17 protein-coding genes and 1 pseudogene are annotated in these 18538 nt (G+C 70.5%); 8 read left to right on the top strand and 10 right to left on the bottom strand.

Translation table 11 applies throughout. The annotated features are described in order from the left end of the window. Window positions 1–14: 14 nt before the first annotated feature. Window positions 15–725, bottom strand: a complete 711-nt coding sequence (locus ACIPEK_RS23475; RefSeq protein ID WP_401999240.1) for a TipAS antibiotic-recognition domain-containing protein — start codon at window positions 723–725, stop codon at window positions 15–17. On the opposite strand from ACIPEK_RS23475, the pseudogene ACIPEK_RS23480 reads away from it, so the two are divergent. The 3 genes and pseudogenes from ACIPEK_RS23480 to ACIPEK_RS23490 all read left to right on the top strand — a co-directional run. Next, window positions 633–950 (top strand): annotated as a pseudogene (locus ACIPEK_RS23480) (ion channel protein); the annotation flags it as partial. The gene ACIPEK_RS23475 and the pseudogene ACIPEK_RS23480 overlap by 93 nt on opposite strands. 135 nt (window positions 951–1085) lie before the next feature. After that, window positions 1086–1709: an NAD(P)H:quinone oxidoreductase gene (wrbA, locus tag ACIPEK_RS23485; protein WP_401999243.1), complete on the top strand. Its 624-nt coding sequence runs from the start codon at window positions 1086–1088 to the stop codon at window positions 1707–1709. Window positions 1710–1778: 69 nt separating this feature from the next. Then, window positions 1779–3203: a glutamate decarboxylase gene (locus ACIPEK_RS23490; RefSeq protein ID WP_401999246.1), complete on the top strand. Its 1425-nt coding sequence runs from the start codon at window positions 1779–1781 to the stop codon at window positions 3201–3203. A 16-nt stretch (window positions 3204–3219) separates the two neighbouring features. On the opposite strand, the gene ACIPEK_RS23495 is transcribed toward ACIPEK_RS23490, so the two are convergent. The 6 genes from ACIPEK_RS23495 to ACIPEK_RS23520 form a co-directional block, all read right to left on the bottom strand. Then, window positions 3220–4005 (bottom strand): ABC transporter permease, encoded by a 786-nt coding sequence (locus ACIPEK_RS23495; RefSeq protein ID WP_383067302.1) that lies wholly within the window; start codon window positions 4003–4005, stop codon window positions 3220–3222. Beyond that, window positions 4002–4949, bottom strand: a complete 948-nt coding sequence (locus ACIPEK_RS23500; RefSeq protein ID WP_401999496.1) for an ATP-binding cassette domain-containing protein — start codon at window positions 4947–4949, stop codon at window positions 4002–4004. Before ACIPEK_RS23500 ends, ACIPEK_RS23495 begins: the two co-directional genes overlap by 4 nt. Window positions 4950–5026: 77 nt before the next feature. Continuing rightward, entirely contained in the window at window positions 5027–5668 is a 642-nt protein-coding gene (locus ACIPEK_RS23505; protein ID WP_401999250.1) for a PadR family transcriptional regulator, read from the bottom strand. A gap of 18 nt (window positions 5669–5686) precedes the next feature. Continuing rightward, the gene (locus tag ACIPEK_RS23510) at window positions 5687–6238 is read right to left on the bottom strand and encodes a DinB family protein (RefSeq protein WP_401999253.1); all 552 of its coding nucleotides are present in this window, start codon (window positions 6236–6238) and stop codon (window positions 5687–5689) included. A 92-nt stretch (window positions 6239–6330) separates the two neighbouring features. Next, on the bottom strand, window positions 6331–7788 hold the full coding sequence (locus ACIPEK_RS23515) for an aldehyde dehydrogenase family protein (RefSeq protein ID WP_401999256.1): 1458 nt from the start codon (window positions 7786–7788) through the stop codon (window positions 6331–6333). Between the two features lie 54 nt (window positions 7789–7842). Beyond that, complete coding sequence (locus tag ACIPEK_RS23520) at window positions 7843–8724, bottom strand: helix-turn-helix domain-containing protein (protein WP_401999499.1); 882 nt, start codon at window positions 8722–8724, stop codon at window positions 7843–7845. Between the two features lie 326 nt (window positions 8725–9050). Between ACIPEK_RS23520 and ACIPEK_RS23525 the strand changes: the two genes are divergently transcribed. Then, window positions 9051–9551 (top strand): ATP-binding protein, encoded by a 501-nt coding sequence (locus ACIPEK_RS23525; RefSeq protein WP_401999259.1) that lies wholly within the window; start codon window positions 9051–9053, stop codon window positions 9549–9551. Between the two features lie 60 nt (window positions 9552–9611). Here the strand turns inward: ACIPEK_RS23525 and ACIPEK_RS23530 are convergent, their stop codons facing one another. Beyond that, the gene (locus ACIPEK_RS23530; RefSeq protein ID WP_037690973.1) at window positions 9612–9854 is read right to left on the bottom strand and encodes a DUF397 domain-containing protein; all 243 of its coding nucleotides are present in this window, start codon (window positions 9852–9854) and stop codon (window positions 9612–9614) included. 252 nt (window positions 9855–10106) lie between these two features. Here ACIPEK_RS23530 and ACIPEK_RS23535 point away from each other — a divergent pair, with 252 nt between their 5' ends. Beyond that, window positions 10107–10568 (top strand): hypothetical protein, encoded by a 462-nt coding sequence (locus ACIPEK_RS23535; protein ID WP_401999261.1) that lies wholly within the window; start codon window positions 10107–10109, stop codon window positions 10566–10568. A gap of 20 nt (window positions 10569–10588) precedes the next feature. On the opposite strand, the gene ACIPEK_RS23540 is transcribed toward ACIPEK_RS23535, so the two are convergent. Together ACIPEK_RS23540 and ACIPEK_RS23545 are read right to left on the bottom strand one after the other, a co-directional pair. Beyond that, a complete protein-coding gene (locus tag ACIPEK_RS23540) occupies window positions 10589–12742 on the bottom strand; it encodes an FUSC family protein (protein WP_401999263.1) in 2154 nt (717 codons plus the stop codon). A 101-nt stretch (window positions 12743–12843) separates the two neighbouring features. Beyond that, a complete protein-coding gene (locus ACIPEK_RS23545) occupies window positions 12844–14034 on the bottom strand; it encodes a DUF2786 domain-containing protein (protein WP_401999265.1) in 1191 nt (396 codons plus the stop codon). Window positions 14035–14141: 107 nt separating this feature from the next. Between ACIPEK_RS23545 and ACIPEK_RS23550 the strand changes: the two genes are divergently transcribed. The 3 genes from ACIPEK_RS23550 to ACIPEK_RS23560 all read left to right on the top strand — a co-directional run bounded on the left by ACIPEK_RS23550 (window position 14142) and on the right by ACIPEK_RS23560 (window position 18306). After that, entirely contained in the window at window positions 14142–14954 is an 813-nt protein-coding gene (locus ACIPEK_RS23550; RefSeq protein WP_401999267.1) for an ABC transporter ATP-binding protein, read from the top strand. Window positions 14955–15016: 62 nt separating this feature from the next. Then, complete coding sequence (locus ACIPEK_RS23555) at window positions 15017–17212, top strand: FtsX-like permease family protein (protein ID WP_401999269.1); 2196 nt, start codon at window positions 15017–15019, stop codon at window positions 17210–17212. Window positions 17213–17304: 92 nt separating this feature from the next. Continuing rightward, window positions 17305–18306 (top strand): DUF1259 domain-containing protein, encoded by a 1002-nt coding sequence (locus ACIPEK_RS23560; protein WP_401999270.1) that lies wholly within the window; start codon window positions 17305–17307, stop codon window positions 18304–18306. Window positions 18307–18538: the final 232 nt, after the last annotated feature.

An 18538-nucleotide genomic window follows, 5' to 3' on the forward strand; every position in this document is an offset into this window, starting at 1 on the left:
GGGGGTGAGGGCCCTCACCCCCGTGCCGGTTGCACGAGGCGCTCCGCGTTGGCGTCGATCGCGTCCCGCAGGTGCTCGGCCAGGCCCGGCCGCATCGACTCGTAGTACGCGCGGAACTGCGGGTCGGACACATACATCTCGCCGAGTCCCCGGTGGATCTCGGCGGTGCACTCGTAGAACCACTTGGTGATGTGGAGCCGGTGGGCCTCGGCGAGGTCCATCGCCCGTTCCCCGGTGGCCGGTTCACCGGCCTCCATCAGCGCGTTGCAGGCGGCGCCCCAGTGGGCGACCTCCGCCTGCATCCGCTTCCAGTCGTCCTTGGTGTACCGGGCGACCCGGCGCTGCGACTCGGCGTACGTGGCAGTGCCGCCCCAGCGGCGTTCGGCCTCCTCCGCGTGCTCTTCGGGGTCCTTGCCCCCGAAGACCTCGAACTTCTCCTCGGGCGTGAGGTTGATGCCCATCTTCCGTGCCTCCATGGCTGTTTCGACGGCGGCGGCCATCTTTCGCAGTTCGGCGATCCGGTCGGACAGCAGCCGGTGCCGGCGGCGCAGATGCTCCTGCGGGTCCGCGTCCGGGTCGTCGAGCAGTACCGCGATCTCGTCGAGCGGGAAGCCGATCTCCCGGTAGAACAGGATCTGCTGCTGGTCGCGGCGGGCTGCGGCTTCCGGGGCGGGCGGATCTTCCCCGCCGTCTTCGTGGGTGTCGCGCTGGGGCTGTGCGCCCATGCCCTGGTCACGTCGGTGCCGATGGCGCTCGCGGTGGCCTGTGCGGTGCTGGGGGTGCTGCTGGCCGTCACCCGGCAGGGCTGGCTGAGTCTGTTCACCGCGGTGGTGCTGGTCGGTGACACTGCCCTGCTCCCGATGCTGTGCATCGCCTCGCTGCCGGCCTGGCTGCTGGTGACCGGGCGGCCGCAGATGCAGCTGGGCGAGGACGGTACGCCGCTGAGGTGAGCGCGGACCCGACCCCCCTTGCCCGACCCCTGATCCCCACCGCTCGACGCGCCGGATGCCCCTGCTTTCCGTATCGTCACATCCGTATTGATTCGCATGGATACGTCCCGTAAGGCCCTGTCGGAGGATTCCGCAATGCCCACGTCCGTCAACGTCGCCGTCATCTACTACTCCTCGACCGGCACCGTCGCCGCGATGGCCAAGGCCATCGCGCAGGACACCGAGAAGGCCGGTGCGGAGGTACGGCTGCGCAAGGCCGGCGAGCTCGCCCCGCGGGCGGCCATCGACTCCAATCCGGCCTGGGCCGCCAACGTGAAAGCGACCGCGGACATCGCCGAGGCGTCGAAGGACGACATGCTCTGGGCGGACGCAGTGATCTTCGGTACGCCGACCCGGTTCGGCAATGTCGCCGCCCAGCTCAAGCAGTTCATCGACACCCTCGGCAGCCTCTGGCAGGCGGGCCGTCTCGCCGACAAGGTCTACAGCGGCTTCACCTCCACCAGTACCGCGCACGGCGGCCAGGAGTCCACGCTGCTCGCGCTCTACAACACGATCCACCACTTCGGCGGCATCCTGGTCGCCCCCGGCTACACGGACCCGTCGAAGTTCGTCGACGGCAATCCGTACGGCACTTCGCATGTCGCGGGGCAGGGCGACATCCCGGTCGGTGTGCAGACCCTGACCGCCGCCCGGGTCCAGGCCGAACGGGTCGTGAAGTTCACCCGGGCCATCAAGGACGGCCTCGCCGCCGAGAACTGAACCACCGCACACCGACAGGACCGTCGCGGGTCACGATGACCGCCGAGAGCCGAGAAGGGCTGTCCGCCGATGCCTCTCCACAAAGGTTCACCCAAGGGCACGGAGCCGTCCGAGGAGCGCCGCAGGCTGGCCCTCAACCCGTTCTTCGGGGAGGCCGACCCGACCGCCGGGATGGAGTCGGCACCGCCCCGGCACCGGCTGCCCGACGGGCCGATGCCGCCCTCGACCGCGTACGGCCTGGTCCATGACGAGCTGATGCTCGACGGCAATTCGCGGCTCAACCTCGCCACCTTCGTCACCACCTGGATGGAGCCCCAGGCCGGGATACTGATGGGCGAGTGCCGCGACAAGAACATGATCGACAAGGACGAGTACCCGCGCACCGCCGAGCTGGAGCGGCGCTGTGTGGCGATGCTCGCCGATCTCTGGAACGCCCCCGACCCTTCGGCCGTCGTGGGCTGTTCGACCACGGGCTCCAGCGAGGCCTGCATGCTCGCCGGCCTGGCGCTGAAACGCCGTTGGGCGGCCAGGAACGCCGACCGCTACCCGGCGGCCGCCCGGCCGAACCTGGTCATGGGCATCAATGTGCAGGTCTGCTGGGACAAGTTCTGCAACTTCTGGGAAGTCGAACCGCGCCTGGTCCCGATGGAGGGCGAGCGCTTCCACCTCGACCCGCAGGCCGCGGCCGACCTCTGCGACGAGAACACCATCGGCGTCGTCGGCATCCTCGGTTCCACCTTTGACGGTTCGTACGAGCCGGTCGCGGAGCTCTGCGCGGCCCTGGACGCCCTTCAGGAGCGCACCGGTCTCGACGTCCCCGTCCATGTGGACGGGGCGTCCGGCGCGATGGTGGCGCCGTTCGTGGACGAGGACCTGGTGTGGGACTTCCGGCTGCCCCGGGTCTCCTCCATCAACACCTCCGGGCACAAGTACGGCCTGGTCTACCCGGGCGTCGGCTGGGCACTGTGGCGCTCGCCCGCACAGCTGCCCGAGGAGCTGGTCTTCCGGGTCAACTACCTGGGCGGCGACATGCCGACCTTCGCACTGAACTTCTCCCGGCCCGGCGCACAGGTGGTGGCGCAGTACTACACCTTCCTGCGGCTGGGCCGGGAGGGCTACCGGGCCGTTCAGCAGGCGTCCCGGGATGTCGCCTGCGGGCTCGCGAAGCGGATCGAGGAGCTCGGGGACTTCCGGCTCCTCACCCGCGGCGACCAGCTGCCCGTCTTCGCGCTGACGACCGCGCCGGATGTGCGGGCGTACGACGTCTTCGACGTCTCGAGGCGGCTGCGCGAGCACGGCTGGCTGGTGCCCGCGTACACCTTCCCCGCCAACCGGCAGGACCTGTCGGTGCTCCGGGTGGTGTGCCGCAACGGCTTCTCGTCGGACCTCGCCGAACTGCTGCTTGAGGACCTCGGGCTGATCCTGCCCGACCTGCGCCGCCAGCCACACCCGTTGAGCCGCGACAAGCAGGCGGCGACATCCTTCCACCACTGAGAGCCGGGCAGCGGCCCTAGCGATCGATCCGGGCGAACCTTCGCACCGCCAGCGGGAAGAAAACCGCGACCAGCGCCAACGGCCAGGCCACTGCCAGCAGTTCGGCGTGGCCGGACGCCCAGGTGCCGCCGGGCCCGCCCGGGTTGCCGAACAGGCCGCGTACCGCCGTGGCCGTGGCCGACATCGGATTCCATTCGACGACCGCGCCCAGCGGGCCCGGCATCGACCCGGGGGTGGCGAAGACGTTGGAGAGGAAACCGACCGGCCAGACCAGGATCTGCACCGCCTGCACCAGCTCCGGCTTCCCGGCCACCAGCGCCAGCTGGATGCCGATCCACAGCATCGCGAAGCGCAGCAGCAGAAGCAGCCCCAGCGCCCCCAGCGCCGCGGCCGGCCCGTGGTGCCAGCGCCAGCCGACCGCGTATCCGACGCCGGTCATCACGGCGAGCGCGGCGGCCGACTGGAGCATGTCCGCGACGCTGCGGCCGACCAGCACCGAACCGGAGACCATCGGCATGGCGCGGAACCGGTCGATGACGCCCTTGTTGAGGTCCTGGGTGACCGCGAGCATGGTCGACTCCAGGCCGAAGGCCATGGTGAGCGCGAGCATGCCGGGCACCAGGAACTCGGTGTTGTCGCCGTCGACGCCCTGCCCGCCGCCGACCAGGTAGTTGAACATCAGCAGCAGCATCACGGGAAAGACCAGGCCGACGACGATCCGCACCGGCTGCCGCGCCCAGTGCGCCAGTTCACGTCGCGTCATCGTCCAGGAATCGGACACCGCCCAGCTCATCGCGCTCATGCCGTCACCTCCGCGTGCTCCGGCCTCCGGTCGGTCAACGAGAGGAAGACCTCGTCCAGTGTCGGGCGCCGCACCGCGATGTCCTCCGCCTCGATGCCCGCCTCCTCCAGCGCCCTCACGGTCCGGGTCAGGGTCGCCATCCGGTCCGGTGCCGGCGCCCCGATCAGCCGCCGGTCCGCGTCGACGACCGCGCCGTCACCCAACAGCAGGGCAGCGGCCGCCAGTTGCGAACCGTCCCGGACCACGACATCGATGCGGTCCCCGGCCACCATCGCCTTCAGCTCGTCGGCCGTCCCCTCGGCGGCCACCCGTCCGGCGTCGATCACCGAGATCCGGTCCGCCAGCTGATCGGCCTCCTCCAGATACTGCGTGGTCAGCAGTACGGTCGTGCCGCCGCCCACCAGTGAGCGCACCGCCGACCACACCTCGGCCCGGCCGCGCGGGTCGAGTCCGGTGGTCGGCTCGTCCAGGAAGAGCACCTCCGGGTCGGTGATCAGCGAGGCGGCGAGATCGAGCCGTCGCCGCATGCCGCCGCTGTACTCCTTGACCGGCCCCCGGCCGGTGTCCGCGAGCCCGAAGCGGGCCAGCAGTTCGTCCGCCCGCGCACCCGCTCTGCGTACGCCCAGGTGGTACAGACGGCCGAACATCTCCAGGTTCTGCCGGCCGCCGAGCTCCTCGTCGACCGCCGCGTACTGTCCGAGCAGCCCGATGCGGCGCCGGACCTCGCCGGCCCGGTCCCGTACATCGAACCCCGCCACCTCGACCCGCCCCTCGTCGTGCCGCAGCAGCGTCGACAGGATGCGTACGGCCGTGGTCTTGCCCGCGCCGTTGGGGCCGAGCACGGCATGGACGGCGGAGCGGCGGACCGTGAGGTCCAGGCCGTCCAGGGCGAGCTTCTCCCCGTATCGCTTGCGCACACCTTCGACAACGATCGCGTCGGTCAAAATCGCCACACCCTCCCGTAGTCAAACTTGACTAGCGGGTCGAAGATAACCGCACCGATCCCATTCGTCAAACTTGATTACTCGTCGTCGCCGGGATCATGGACACCCGTCGCGTACGGGTTCTCCTGCCCCTCGGCGAGCACGCCGACGAAGGGTTCACCCTCCCCCGCGAAGGTGTACGCCCCGCCCTCGATGCGGGCGATCAGCCCGCGCGTCCACTCGGCCCCGGCATCCGCCGAGTTGACCCACATGTTCATGATTTCGCCGATGTGACCGATCGACTCGAGCCCGGCCTCCGGCGTGTAGTACTCGGTGACCGAGGCCCGCCAGGCCGCGAGGCCGGCCACTCGCTCCTTGAGCAGCGCGACCGCCTCGGACCGCTCCAGGTCGACGATGCCACCGAGGCCCGCCGACAGCACGTCCAGCTTCTGGTCGTACGAGGTCAGCGCCGCGCGCAGCAGAGTGAGGTACTCCTCGTTGCCCCGTTCGGTGATCTCGTACTCGGTACGGGGCGGGCCGCCCGCCGCACTCGGAGCGGTCTCATGCGCGACCAGCAGCCCCTGCTTCGCCATCTGCTTCAGTGCGTGGTAAACCGACCCGGGCTTGGCGTTGGACCACTCGTGAGCGCCCCAGTACTCCAGGTCGTTGCGGACCTGATAGCCGTGCGCCCGGCCGTGCTGACGCACGGCGCAGAGGACCAGCAGCCGAATCGCGGACATGTCACGCACCCTTTCTATTCAACTTTGATTAGAGTATCCCCCCGCCTCGGCGACCAGCTCGAACGCCGTTCGGCCGTCCAGGGACTCCCGGATGATGTCGGCGTGCCCGGCGTGCCGGGCGGTCTCCTCGACGAGATGGACCAGCAGCCAGCGCATCGAGCAGTTCCCGTCCTTCGGGAACCAGGGCGCCTCGGGCAGCGGGAACGTGTCGTTCATGCTCTCCACCGAGTGGATGAACTCCTCGGTCTCCGCCGCGACCTTCGCCCAGAACTCCAGCATCTGCGGGACGGTCTCGTCCCCGACGAGACGGAAGCTGTCCGCCCAGGTCTCCTGGGTGCGGGCCTTCTCGTTGGGGCGCTGCTGGGCGAGGCGCAGCCAGTTCAGCTCGGTCTCGGCGACGTGCTTGAGCAGCCCGGAGAGGGAGAGTTCACTGGCGCTGGGCCGGCTCGCCGCCTGCTCCTCGGTCAGCCCGATGAGCGAGCGCCGGATCGCGCCGCGCTGCGCCTCGACGAAGGAGAGGAGGGCGCCGCGCTCGTCGCCGGAGGCTTCTGCGGGAACGTGAGTGACCATGATGTCCGCCTTGGGGAACCGTGTCGGTTTCTTCCTGACACCGGCCAAGCTACGGACTCTTGCGGTCAGCTCCTGTCCTCAACTCATCGGTGTCAGAAGGGGAATGCAGTCCGGCCGTGCTGAATGGACATCCACTTCTGGGTGGTGAAGGCGTCCACGGTCGCCTCGCCGTTCAGCCGGCCGGTCCCGGAGGACTTCTCGCCCCCGAAGGCCACCAGCGGATCGTCCTGGACGGTGGAGTCGTTGACGTGGAACATCCCGCTGACGACGCGCTGCGCGAACCGCACACCGCGTTCGGTGCTGCGGCTGTGCACAGCGCCGCTGAGTCCGTACGGGGTGTCGTTGGCGATCCGTACGGCATCGTCCTCGCCGTCGAACGTCACCAGCAGCGCCACCGGCCCGAATATCTCCTGGGACAACAGCGGGGAGTCCTCGGGGAGCCCGGTGAGCACGGTCGGTTCGACGAGGTTGCCGCGGGTCCGGCCCCGTACGAGCGCGGTGGCCCCCTCGGCGAGTGCCTGGTCGACCAGGGCGGTCAGGGCGTCGGCCTGGAAGGTGTTGATGACCGGGCCGATCTGGGTCTCCGGGTCGCGCGGGTCGCCGGTCCGCAGCGCGGCCACCCTGGCGGTGAATTTCTCGGCGAACTCCCGCTCGACCCGTCGGTCCACCAGGATGCGGTTGGCGGCCATGCAGACCTGCCCCTGGTACACGAAGCGGCTGAAGACGGCCGCGTCGACCGCGTAGTCGATATCGGCGTCTTCCAGCACCACCAGGGCGCTGTTGCCGCTGAGTTCGAGGATCGTCCGTTTGAAGTGTCCGGCCGCGATCGCGCCGACGTGGCGGCCGACCCGGTCCGTGCCCGCGAAGGAGATCACCTTGGGCACGGGGTGCTCGATGAACGCGTCCCCTATCTCGGCGACATCGGTGATCAGGATGTTGAGGAGTCCGGCAGGCAGTCCGGCTTCCTCGAAGATCTTGGCGATCAGCCCGCCGCCGACGACCGGGGCATTCTGGTTGGGCTTGATGACGACCGCGTTGCCGAGCGCGAGGGCCGGTGCGACGGATTTCATCGTCACCAGGAAGGGGAAGTTGAAGGGGCTGATCACCCCTATGACGCCGACGGGCTGCCGGAAGAGACGGTTCTCCTTGCCGTCCACCGGGGAGGGCAGGATGCGGCCCCGGGGGCGCAGCGCCTGCCGGCTCGCGTCGCGCAGGAACTCCTGGGCGACGCGCACCTCGTACTCCGCCTTGAGACGGGTGCCGCCCAGCTCGTCGACGATCGCCTCGACGATGTCGTCGTGCAGCTCCTCGGTGATGCGCAGGGCGCGTTCCAGGACGCTGCGGCGCTCGTACGGGCCGGTGGTGGACCAGGACCGCTGGGCGCGCTCGGCGGCGCGGTAGGCCAGGTCGACCTCCTGCGCGGTCGCGATGGTGATCGCGGCGAGTTTCTCCCCGTTGTAGGGATTGAAATCGATGACGTCCCACGAGCCGCTGCCGGTCCGCCACTCACCGTCGATGTACTGGTCGGCCAGCTCGTAGAAGAAGGACATGCGATCCCTTAACTCAGGTGCAGACTCCCGTCGAACCGCCATCGTACTGATGAATCAGATGAGTTGGAGTAGACCACGGAGCAGATCGCGGCTCTCCTCGGGGCCGGGGCTGTCCTCGTGCAGCCGCACCATGGCCTTTTCGTACTGAGCGACTTCTTCGGCCTTGTCCAGATAGAGCGCACTTGTCAGCTGCTCCAAATAGACAATGTCCGACAGATCGGATTCCGGGAATCGGAGCATCGTAAAAGAACCGCCCTCCCCCGCATGCCCGCCAAAACTGAAGGGCATCACTTGAAGAGTGATGTTGGGCTGTTCCGACATTTCGATCAGATGCCGCAATTGTCCGCGCATCACTTCACGGTCGCCGTACGGCCGGCGCAGCGCCGCCTCGTCCAGCACGGCGTGGAAACGGGGTGCGCGTTCGGAGACGAGGGCCTTCTGACGCTCCAGCCGCAACGCAACCCGGCGGTCGATCTCGACGGCCGGGGCGTCACCCATGCCCCGGGTGACGACCGCGTGCGCGTAGGACTCGGTCTGCAACAGGCCGTGGACGAACTGGACTTCGTACACCCGGATGAGCGACGCCGCCCCCTCCAGACCGATGTACGTCTGGAACCACCCGGGCAATACATCTCCGTAACTGTGCCACCAGCCCGCCACATTGGCCTCGCGGGCCAGGCCGAGCAGGGCGTCGCGCTCCGCTTCGTCCGTGACGCCGTAGAGCGTGAGCAGGTCCTCGACATCCCTGGCCTTGAAGCTCACCCGTCCCAACTCCATGCGGCTGATCTTCGATTCGGAAGCCCGGATGGAGTAGCCGGCCGCCTCGCGGGTGATCCCACGCGAGTCGCGCAGCCGCCTGAGCTGCGAGCCCAGCAGGATGCGCCGCACCACAGATCCACTCGACTCGCCTGCCGCCACTGGTCCGGTCCTCCCCATCGCTTCCTGGACACCGGGGCTCCCCCTGAACCCCAAGTGCCGGATTCTGCCATCAAAACGCTTCAGCCCGTACTCATTCGATTACGGAAATGAGAAGACTCCCAGAAGGCTACGAAAATACACCCAGGAAGAAATGACCAAGAACCGGCATGGGTTCGGACAGGTCAGGCGCGTGCACGTGCATCTGCCCTTGCATCTGCCCTGCGCATTCGGAAGCATGGTCCTCGCGCACCTGCGTGCTCGTTCGTGTTGTGCCGCTGTACCCCGCAGTACCGATACAGCCACGAATCCTGGGAGTGCCTCGCATGGGGACGAATGGATCGACGATGCTCGAGCCGTTACGGCAGGGGCTTCCCCCCATCGATCCCTCAGCCGTCTCCGGATCGGCCACCTGCACCCTGCCCGCCCGCTACGAAGCCGTAGGCGGGGCACGGCAGTTCACCAGGACGACGCTGAACGGATGGGGACTGGACGAGCGCTTCGACGACGTCGCACTGGTCGTCTCCGAACTGGTGACCAATGCTCTGCGGCACGCCCTGCCTGCGGACACCGCACCGGAGCCTCAGGAACCTCCCGTACGGCTGCACTTGATGCGCTGGAGCTCACGCCTGGTGTGCGCCGTGCGCGACCCCAGCCAGGAGAGCCCCATAGCCTCCGAGGCTCCCGACTCGGCGGAGTCGGGCCGCGGCCTCTTCCTGGTGGAGTCCTTCAGCGACTCCTGGGGCTGGCACCCCTCTCCCGCTCCGGGAGCGGACAGCCCGAACGCCGCGGCGATACCGCGCGGCAAGGTGGTCTGGGCGCTGTTCCGGCTGTCCGACGACGTGTGACCCGCGCGGCAGCCGCGCGGGCTGCCGGCGGGTGGTGGGACACCGCCCTGCGGGACGCGGTCAGCCGCCCGCTATGAGGTGGTCGAACTCCCCGTCCTTCACCCCGAGCAGCAGCGCCTCTATCTCTGCCGGCGTATAGACCAGGGCCGGCCCGTCGGGGTGGCGCGAATTCCGCATCGCCACATCCCCGTCGGGCAGTTTCGCGAACTCCACACAGGATCCCTGGGAGTTGCTGTGTCTGCTCTTCTGCCAGACGACTCCGCGAAGCTCTGTGGCCGCCATGCCGTTGTACACGTGGTGCACAGGACGCTCCCCGAGTTGCAAGGTGCAAGTGTCAACAGTCTCGGATCATAGCTCTGTTCAATTTTCCCTGCATGAGCAGATGCATGAGCGGATGCACGTGCACACGGGGTGTTCCCGCGATTACAGCTTTGGACGCAGGGATAGACGTACGGGATGCCTGTTCGGCTCCGCCTACCCCGAGTTGGGCCGTCCATCCCGGTGGCGCGCGCTGGTAGCTTGGCGCGGTCTTTTGCCGACAAGGGGGAATTCCACATGCCCGAAGCCGTACGTACCGGTGCCGTAATCATCGCCGGACTCGTCACCGCCGCAGCACTGACCGGCTGCAGCATCGACGGCAGGAAGAGCGACCCGGACGGCAGCTCCGACGCCGCGAAGTCCAGTCGGGCTCCCGGCGACAGCGGCAGCGACGCCGCGGCGCTGGAGGGCGGCTGGGCCGGGAAAACCGACGGCAAGGCCGTGGTTCTGTCCATCGCGTCCGGGAAGGCCGTGCTCGTCACCGAGCAGCGTGCCTGCACGGGCACCGTGAAGGGCACGGGGAAGGTGATGCTGGCGTTGAAGTGCGCCGACGGCGACACCGACCGCACCATGGGGTCCATCGAGTCGAACGACGGCAGGACCGTCGTCGTGTCCTGGGACGGCGGGACGAAAGACACCCTGGCCAAGACCGAACCGGGTGCGATCCCGTCGGGTCTGCCGGACCTGCCGGCACCCTGACGGCCGGCCGCCCCGTCGCCTCAATCGGCTCGATCCGAGGGAGGGTTCTGCTTCGACGTCCCGTCCAGTCCCCGGGAGAACTCCTCCAGGGCTTCGAGGAGGAGGCCGGCCCCGTTCCGTACGAACGGATCCGCCTCCTCCTCGCCCGTCCGCTGCTGCTCGTCCCACTGGGCCAGCGCCTCACGTACCTCCGCCCAGTCCGGTACGCGCCGCTCCCGCACCTCCTTCGCCCCCTGTTCGGTGGCCCGGCGCAGCGCCTCGGCCAGGCGCGCTGCGGCCGGTACGGGGGTGGCGCTGCCGCACGGGAGGTGGGCCTCCAGCAGCATCGCGACCCGGCCGAGCTGGGCGAGGGCGTGCTGGCTGTCATCGGCGGCGGCGCGGGAGAGGCCGCGGTTGCGCACCGGTTCGTGCTGGGCGGTGGCAAGCGCCTCCTGCCAGGCGACGCGGGCCTCGCGGGTGTCGAGCAGGGCGGAACGGACGTCGTCCTGGCCGCGCTCGGCCGGTTCGGCGTACTGGTCGACGACCACGGCCGCGTACCGCCCGTCCGCCTTCAGCCAGTCGCCGAGCCTGCCGCGAAGCCTCGGGGTCTCCCACGCCGGGTAGGCGGCGTACGAGATCATCGCGAGGAGGCCGCCGACGAGGGTGAGGACGACCCGTTCGTGTACGGTCTGCGACCAGTTGTCGCCCGCCATGCCGAGCAGGAAGACGACGTACGCGGAGACGCACGCCTGGCCGACCACGTACCCGGTGCGCATCAGCAGATACATCAGCAGGGCGCAGAGCACGGCGAGCATCGCGGACCCGGTCACACCGGGGTCGGTGGTCCGGCCGATCGCGGTGGCGAGCGAGACGCCGACGATCGTGCCGCCGAAGCGGGCCACGGAACGCCCGTACGTCTGGGAGAACTCCGGCCGCATCACCATGACGGCCGCCATGGGCGCCCAGTAGCCGTGGCCGAACGGCAGCGCGGCACCGATGAGATAGCCGACGGCGACGACGACGGAGACCCTCACGGCGTGCCGCAGGATCGGTGAACCGGGGCGCAGTTCGGCGCGCACCGCCCTCCCGACGACGGGGACCAGCCGCAGGAGGGTGGGGCGGCGGCGGTGCGGAGCGCCGGGTGTCCCGTCCCCGGTGGCCCTGATGGTCTCGGCGGCCTCCTCGGCCTCCGCCTGTTCCTCCTTCGTCCCCTCGCCCTCGGCCGTCTCGATGACATCGGAGAGCAGCGCGCCGAGCCGGGCGGCGGCGCGGCGGGACGGGCCGGTGAGAAGAGTGCCGGTGTCGGGGGTCTTCAGCGCGGCGACGGCGGACGGAGAGAGCTTCACCGGGTCGCCGCCCCGGATCGCCCGGGCCGCCGAGTCGAGCACGGATCCGGCGGCGGCGAGGAGCTCGCGGACCCGGTCCCGTTCCGGACCCTCGGACGGGACGCCCATCGCCGGGTCAGCGAGCGAGGCGAGCACCGGTCTGATCCGTTCGGCGACGCCGCGGGAGCCACGCAGCTCGGGCGGCCGGTGGCGGGCCTGCCGCGGGGTGACCGCGGCCGCGCTGCGGGCCGTCATCAGCGGTACCGGATCGAAGGCGGCGAGCGGGTCCTGGCGCAGCCGGCGGGCGTAGTCGGCCTCGGCGGTCAGGGCGTCGGCGAGGGCATCGCGCTGGGCGCCCCATCTCCGTACCGGGAACAGGACGATCAGCGCCGCCTGCACCACACCGCCGAACAGGATCATCACGACATGCACGGCCGAGTTCGTGACGGAGGTGGGCAGGGTGACCGTCACCAGCATGATCGCCACGTTGGACGACGCGATGAGGCCGCCCGTCGGTCCCGCCGCCCAGGCCAGGCCCGCGAGGAACGTCCAGAGCACCAGCAGGGCCACGAACAGAGGCATTCGGGGGCCGGCGAGATAGCCGAGGAATGTCGATACGGCGAGGCTCGCCCCGGAGACCAGGGCGAGGACGGGCCGGGGGCGCCAGCTGCGCTGGAACGTGGCTATGGCCGCCTGGAACGCGCCGAACGCGGAGCTCGCGGCGACCACCGGCCCGAAGAGCGCGAGGCCGACCCCGATGACGAGGGCGAGACCGGCCGCACCGCGGATCGCGATGAGCGGTTCGAGACGCCGCCGCTCGATCGTCAGCCCCGAGCGGGCGGTCTGCTTCAGCGCCCGCAGCCAGCTCATGTCCAGAGCCTAGCCGGAATCACCGATAAGCCCGAGTTGCCCTAATTCAGGAGGCATCTGAGGTTTCTACCGGCTCCTGATTCAGAAGGCATCCGAGGTTTCTACCGGTTCCTGCGCCTGCCGTGGATCTCCGGCCCGGTCCCGCTCATCCTCGCCCGGTCCGCGGCAGCCGTTCCATGGGTCCATCCGTCGAGGTCCGTGGCACCCCGGACACGCGTGGTCGTGGTCTCGGGGAACATCCGCCCGGCGGTGTCCGTGACGGCCATGTCGCGGGCGGCGAGGACCGGGAGCAGATGGGGTGCTGCCACCCCTGCGGCTTCGGCTTGGGTCTCGGCTTCGGCGGCCGCTGTGACGCGGGCGGTGTCGGCGGCGAGCCGGCTGCCCAGGCGCTGGGCGTACGCCATCAGGAAGGACTGCCGGAACGTCTTGGTCCGCTTGCGTCCGCCGGCCCGCTGGCCCGCCTCCGCCTTCGTCATCGCCACCGTGCCCTGGACCAGCAGGGAGGTGTACAGCAGCTCCACGGCCTCCAGGTCCGGCTCGAAGCCGACCGCCGTGGAGAAGCCGAGGTCACTGTTCCACACCGCACGGCAACGGTTCGCGGAGGCGACCGCGTCGAGCAGGATCGCCTTCGCCGTCTCGTACGGGGCATCGACCCCGATCCGGCACGCTCCCGGCGCCTCCTTGCTGTGGCTACGGGCGGCGAGCAGGGCCTCGTCGATGGAGTGCCGGGCCATCAGCTCCTGCGCCTTGGTGGTGAGGGCCTCCGCCTCCTCGGGGAAGCCGGTCGCCTCCGCCTTGGCGAGCAGGGCACGGATCCGGGTCAGCATCCGGGGTTCGTCGTGCGCGGGCGGCAGGTGGAGCCCGTGCGGGGAAGTGCCGGGCGGCGGACCGACCGGTTCGATGGCGGGGAGCCCGAGCAGCAGCCGGTACAGGCCGAGGAGCGCGGAGACGTAGGAGAACCGGTCGGGCCGGTTCCGGGGCGGCGCGGCGGGGAGCCCGTCGAGCTGGGACCGCCAGCGGGGCGGCAGCTGCTCATACCGTCCGGTCTCCGATGCGATCAGCCCGGCGGCGAGACCGACCGCGGTCTCGTCGAGTTCACGGCGGACGACGCGTACGACATCGGCGGGCTGCCAGCCGCGCCCCCAGGCACGGCGGACGAACTCCTCGCCGCGCCGGAACAGTTCCGTGTCGGCCGTCGGATCGGCGGCCAGGAGGGAGGCTCCGGTGTCGAGACCGTCGTCGCCCTCGGAGTAGAGGGCTGCCGCGAATGCCTGGTCGATCACCGGTTCCATGAGGCCAGGGTAGGCAGGGGCAGTGCGGCCGGGTATGCCTGGCCCCACCCCGAGGACGGGCTCTGGTGGTCGTGATCGCGGAGCGCGGAAACGGTTCGATCGAGAACATGACTTCCCCGCATGCGTCCGCTGCATCCGCGAGTGCCACCGATGCCGTACGGCTCCGCTCCGTACGCCGTACCTATGGTGAGGTCGACGCCCTCGACGGCATCGACCTCACCGTCCGCTCCGGCACCTTCACCGCCGTCATGGGCCCGTCCGGCTCCGGCAAGTCCACGCTGCTGCACTGCGCGGCCGGACTGGACCGGCCGACGTCCGGCACCGTCGAGGTGGGCGGGGTGGAGCTGACCGGGCTGAGCGAGCGCCGGCTGACACTGCTGCGCCGGGACCGGATCGGCTTCGTCTTCCAGGCGTTCAACCTGGTCCCTTCGCTGACCGCCGCCCAGAATGTCGCGCTGCCGCTGCGCCTCGCGGGCCGCCGCCCGTCCCGTACCGAGGTGCGTGCATCCCTGGCCCGGGTCGGTCTCGCCGACCGGGCGGGGCACCGGCCGGCCGAAATGTCCGGCGGACAGCAGCAGCGGGTGGCACTGGCACGGGCCCTGATCACCCGGCCCGCGGTGCTCTTCGGCGACGAGCCGACCGGTGCACTGGACACCGCGACGAGCCAGGAGGTGATGGTGATGCTGCGGGAGCTGGTGGACCGGGAGGGACAGACGATCGTGATGGTCACCCATGACCCGATGGCCGCGGCCTGTGCGGACCGGGTGGTCTTCCTGGTCGACGGGCGGGTGGCGGACGATCTGACCGGGCTGCCGGCCGGGCGGATCGCGGCCTGGATGGCGTCGGGACGTACCGCGGCACGCCGCACGACGGCCGCCGTAGCAGGTGTCGCGGGCCGTGCGGGGGTGGCATCGTGCTGACTGTCGCGGGCCGTGCGGGGTGGCATCGTGCTGACTGTCGCGGGCCGTGCGGAGGTGGCGTCGTGCTGACCGTCGCCCTGGCCACCCTTCGTACCCGCTGGACCACGCTCATCGGCACCTTCGTCGCGCTCGCGCTGGGCGTGGGGCTGATCGCGGCCATGGGCCTCGGCCTCGCCTCGACCTTCGACGCCCCGGACCGGGCGCCGCAGCGGTTCGCCGGATCGCCGGTGGTGGTGATGGGCGACGACACCTTGACCGTGGAGGTGCGGCGCGGGCCGTCCACGACGGAGGCCAGCCGCAGGCTCGCTCATCCACACCCTGTGGATATCGCACTCCTGCGCGACCTCCGGGCGCTCGGCCAGGTGACCCGGGACGACGGAAACGGAGCGCACCGCGGCCCGGACGCCGTCGGCGTGGACGCGCCCGTCGCCGAGGTGCGCCGCGTCGTCGGCGACCGCGCCCTGGTCCTCACCGGCGACGGCCGCCGCCGCGCCGACCCGGCCACGGAGCGGGACGCCGAGGGGCTGCTGACCGTGAACGCCCTGCTCGGCACGGCGGGCGGCGTCACCGCCTTCGTCTCGGTCTTCGTCGTCGCATCGACGTTCGCCTTCGCGGTGGCGCTGCGCCGGCGCGAGTTCGGGCTGCTGCGCACGGCCGGCGCCACGCCGGGCCAGCTGCGGCGGCTGCTGCTGACGGAGGCGGCCGTGGTCGGCACGCTCGCCTCGGCTGCCGGGTGCGCGCTGGGCCGCTGGGTCGCGCCGCTGTCGGCCGGGCTGCTGATCGACGAAGGGATGGCGCCGTCCTGGTTCACCGTCCGCCCGGTTGCCTGGCCGCTGCACGCCGCCTTCTGGACCGGCCTGATCGTGGCGTTCGCAGGGGTCTGGGCGGCCTCGCGGCGGGCGGGCAGAACCGGCCCGGCCGAGGCGCTGCGCGAGGCCGATGTCGATACGGGCGTGCTGCCGCCGGCCCGTCGACTGCTGGGTTTCGCCCTGCTCGCGGGAGCCGCGTTCCTCATGGCGAAGTCCCTCGCCACGGACCCGTCCGCGCTGCTGAAACGGAAGACGTACACCACTCAGCCGATGGTCCTGATCACGGCCGCTGCCCTGCTCGCGCCGCTGCTGGTACGCCCATTGGCCCGGCTGATCCGGCTGCCCGGGGCGACCGGAATGCTCGTGACCGCGAACACGTCGGCTTCGCTGCGGCGTACGGCGGCAGTGGCCGCTCCGGTGCTGATCACCGTGGCGCTGGCGGGTTCGGTGGCCGGCTCCGCGATGACGGTGTCGGCGGTGAAGGCCGCCGAGGCGCGCGAGCACACCCGGGCCGATCTGGTCGTGACGGGCGAGGAGTTGAAGGTACGGCCGGTGCGCGGCGCAACGCTGTCCGCGTCCGCCTCGACAGCCGTCTACGTACGCGAGGAGGACACCGCTCTGATCACTTCCGAGGCGCGGGCGGTGGACGACGCGAAGGCCCTCGCGACGGTCGGGCGACTGCCGGTGGCGGCGGGCGACATCCGGGATCTGGACGACCGCTCGATCGTGGTGAACGAGGAGTGGGAGCAGCACACGGTGGGCTCGACGGTACGGGTGTGGCTCGGCGACGGACGGCCGGTCGCGCTGCGGATCGCGGCGGTGCTGGCGCGCGGGACGGGGAACAACGGGGCCTATGTCACGAGGGCGAACGCGCCGGCGGCTCCGGTGGACCGGATCGACGTACGCCTCTCGCCGGGCGCGAACCGGGCCGCTGTCGCAGCACAGTTGCGCGACACCGGCGGCGAGGTGCGGTCGACGGAGCAGTGGCTGGCCGCGACACACCCGCGTACGAGTCCGCAGACCCGGCTCGGCCTGACCGTGATCCTGGGGATCGCGCTGGTGTACACGGCGATCGCCCTCGCCAACACGATGCTGATGGCGGGGTCCGTACGGTCCTCGGAGCTGAACGCCCTCCGGCTGGCCGGGGCCGCCCGGCCGCGGGTCCTCGCGGTGGTGGCCGGGGAGGCCCTGTTCGCGGTCGGGCTCGGGGCACTGCTCGGACTGGCCGTGACCGCGGTCAACCTGGCGGGCCTCGCCGCCGCGCTGGCCTCGCTGTCCGCACCGGTGGAGATATCGGTGCAGTGGCCGCTGACGGCCGGGGCGGCCGGGGTGTGCGCGGTGGTCGCGGCCGGAGCAGCGCTGTTGCCGAGAGCGGTGCGGCGCCGCTCGGTGCCGGTGCGCCGAAGGTCCGGACGGGCTGTACGGAACCGGTCCGGACAGCGCGCTTAGTCCATCCAGCCCTACCCGCTGACGATGCGTCCGCTTTCATCCTTTCATCCATGTTTCGCATGGTTTCATCTCGCCATGGAGGCGAATAAGTGATGACTGGGGACCGACAGCAGGACACGAATACACGGGCGATCACGTCGCGGCGACGCGTACTGGCCGCAGCCGCACTCGCACCGATGCTGACCGCCGCGGGGCCGGCCGCCGCTCGCGCCCTGCCCCACGGGACGACCGGGCCGGGGCACGGCAGGCGGGTCAGGCCGGTGCCGACCGGCCTGACGGACTGGGCGGGCGTGGCGAGAGCGCTGGGCCGCACCGGCAACATGCTGCGCGGAACGACCTACCACACGGGCTTCCCCCGTCGGGACCTTCACGTGGTCTCCGACGGCGTGGTCGTCACACCCGGGCTCGCGCTGGGCACGCATGTGGCCTTCGTCCGTTACGCCGACGGCAGCACGATGCTGATGGGCGACGTGGTGGTCACCGAGGACGAACTGCAATGGGTGACCGATGCCTGGCAGGCGCACGGAATCGAGCAGACCGCGCTCCATAAGCACCTGCTCGCCCAGACCCCCGACATCTGGTGGACCCATGTCCACGCACACGGTCACGACGCGGTTGCCCTGGCCCGCGGTCTGCGCGCCGGATTCGACCGCACCGGAACCCCGCCCGCCCTGCCGCCGGGACCGCCGACCCCGGTCGATCTGGACATCGCCGGAATGGAGGCGGTACTGGGCGCCAAGGGTTCCATCGAGGACGGGCTCTACAAGAGCATCTTCGTCCGCCGCGAGACCATCGCGGACGGCCATCTGATCCTGCCGCCCGGCCTGGGATCGACCAGCGCGTTCAACTTCCAGCCGCTGGGCGGCGGCCGGGCCGCGCTCAGCGGTGACTGCGTCATGCTCGCCAAGGAGGTGCCGAACGTGCTGAAGGCACTGCGGCGCGGCGGGATCAAGCTCGTCGAGCTGCACAACCATCACCTGGCGGAGGACCCCCGCCTGTTCTTCACCCACTTCTGGGCCGTGGGCGACGGCGTCGAGCTCGCCCGGGCGGTGCGCCCCGCGGTGGACGCCACCGACGTCGTACCTTCCGGCTGAGACCGGCCGTTCACTCCGATCCCGGCGAACGCGCCGACCCCGCCGGACAGACCGGACAGACCGGAGACGGTCGCTGGACCGATTGCGCCGGTCCAGCGACCCCGGCTGTCGAATCCGTTCTGCATATGGACCAATCGGCCCGGAGTGGCGCGTGCCTGTGCGGGTGACCGGGCACCCATGTCCCGTCCAGCCCGCAGATTCCTCGAACCGCCCGTCAGATCCCCCTCTGGAG

Origin of the sequence: Streptomyces sp. NPDC088246 (genome assembly GCF_044741025.1) — a bacterium.
Classification (GTDB): domain Bacteria; phylum Actinomycetota; class Actinomycetes; order Streptomycetales; family Streptomycetaceae; genus Streptomyces.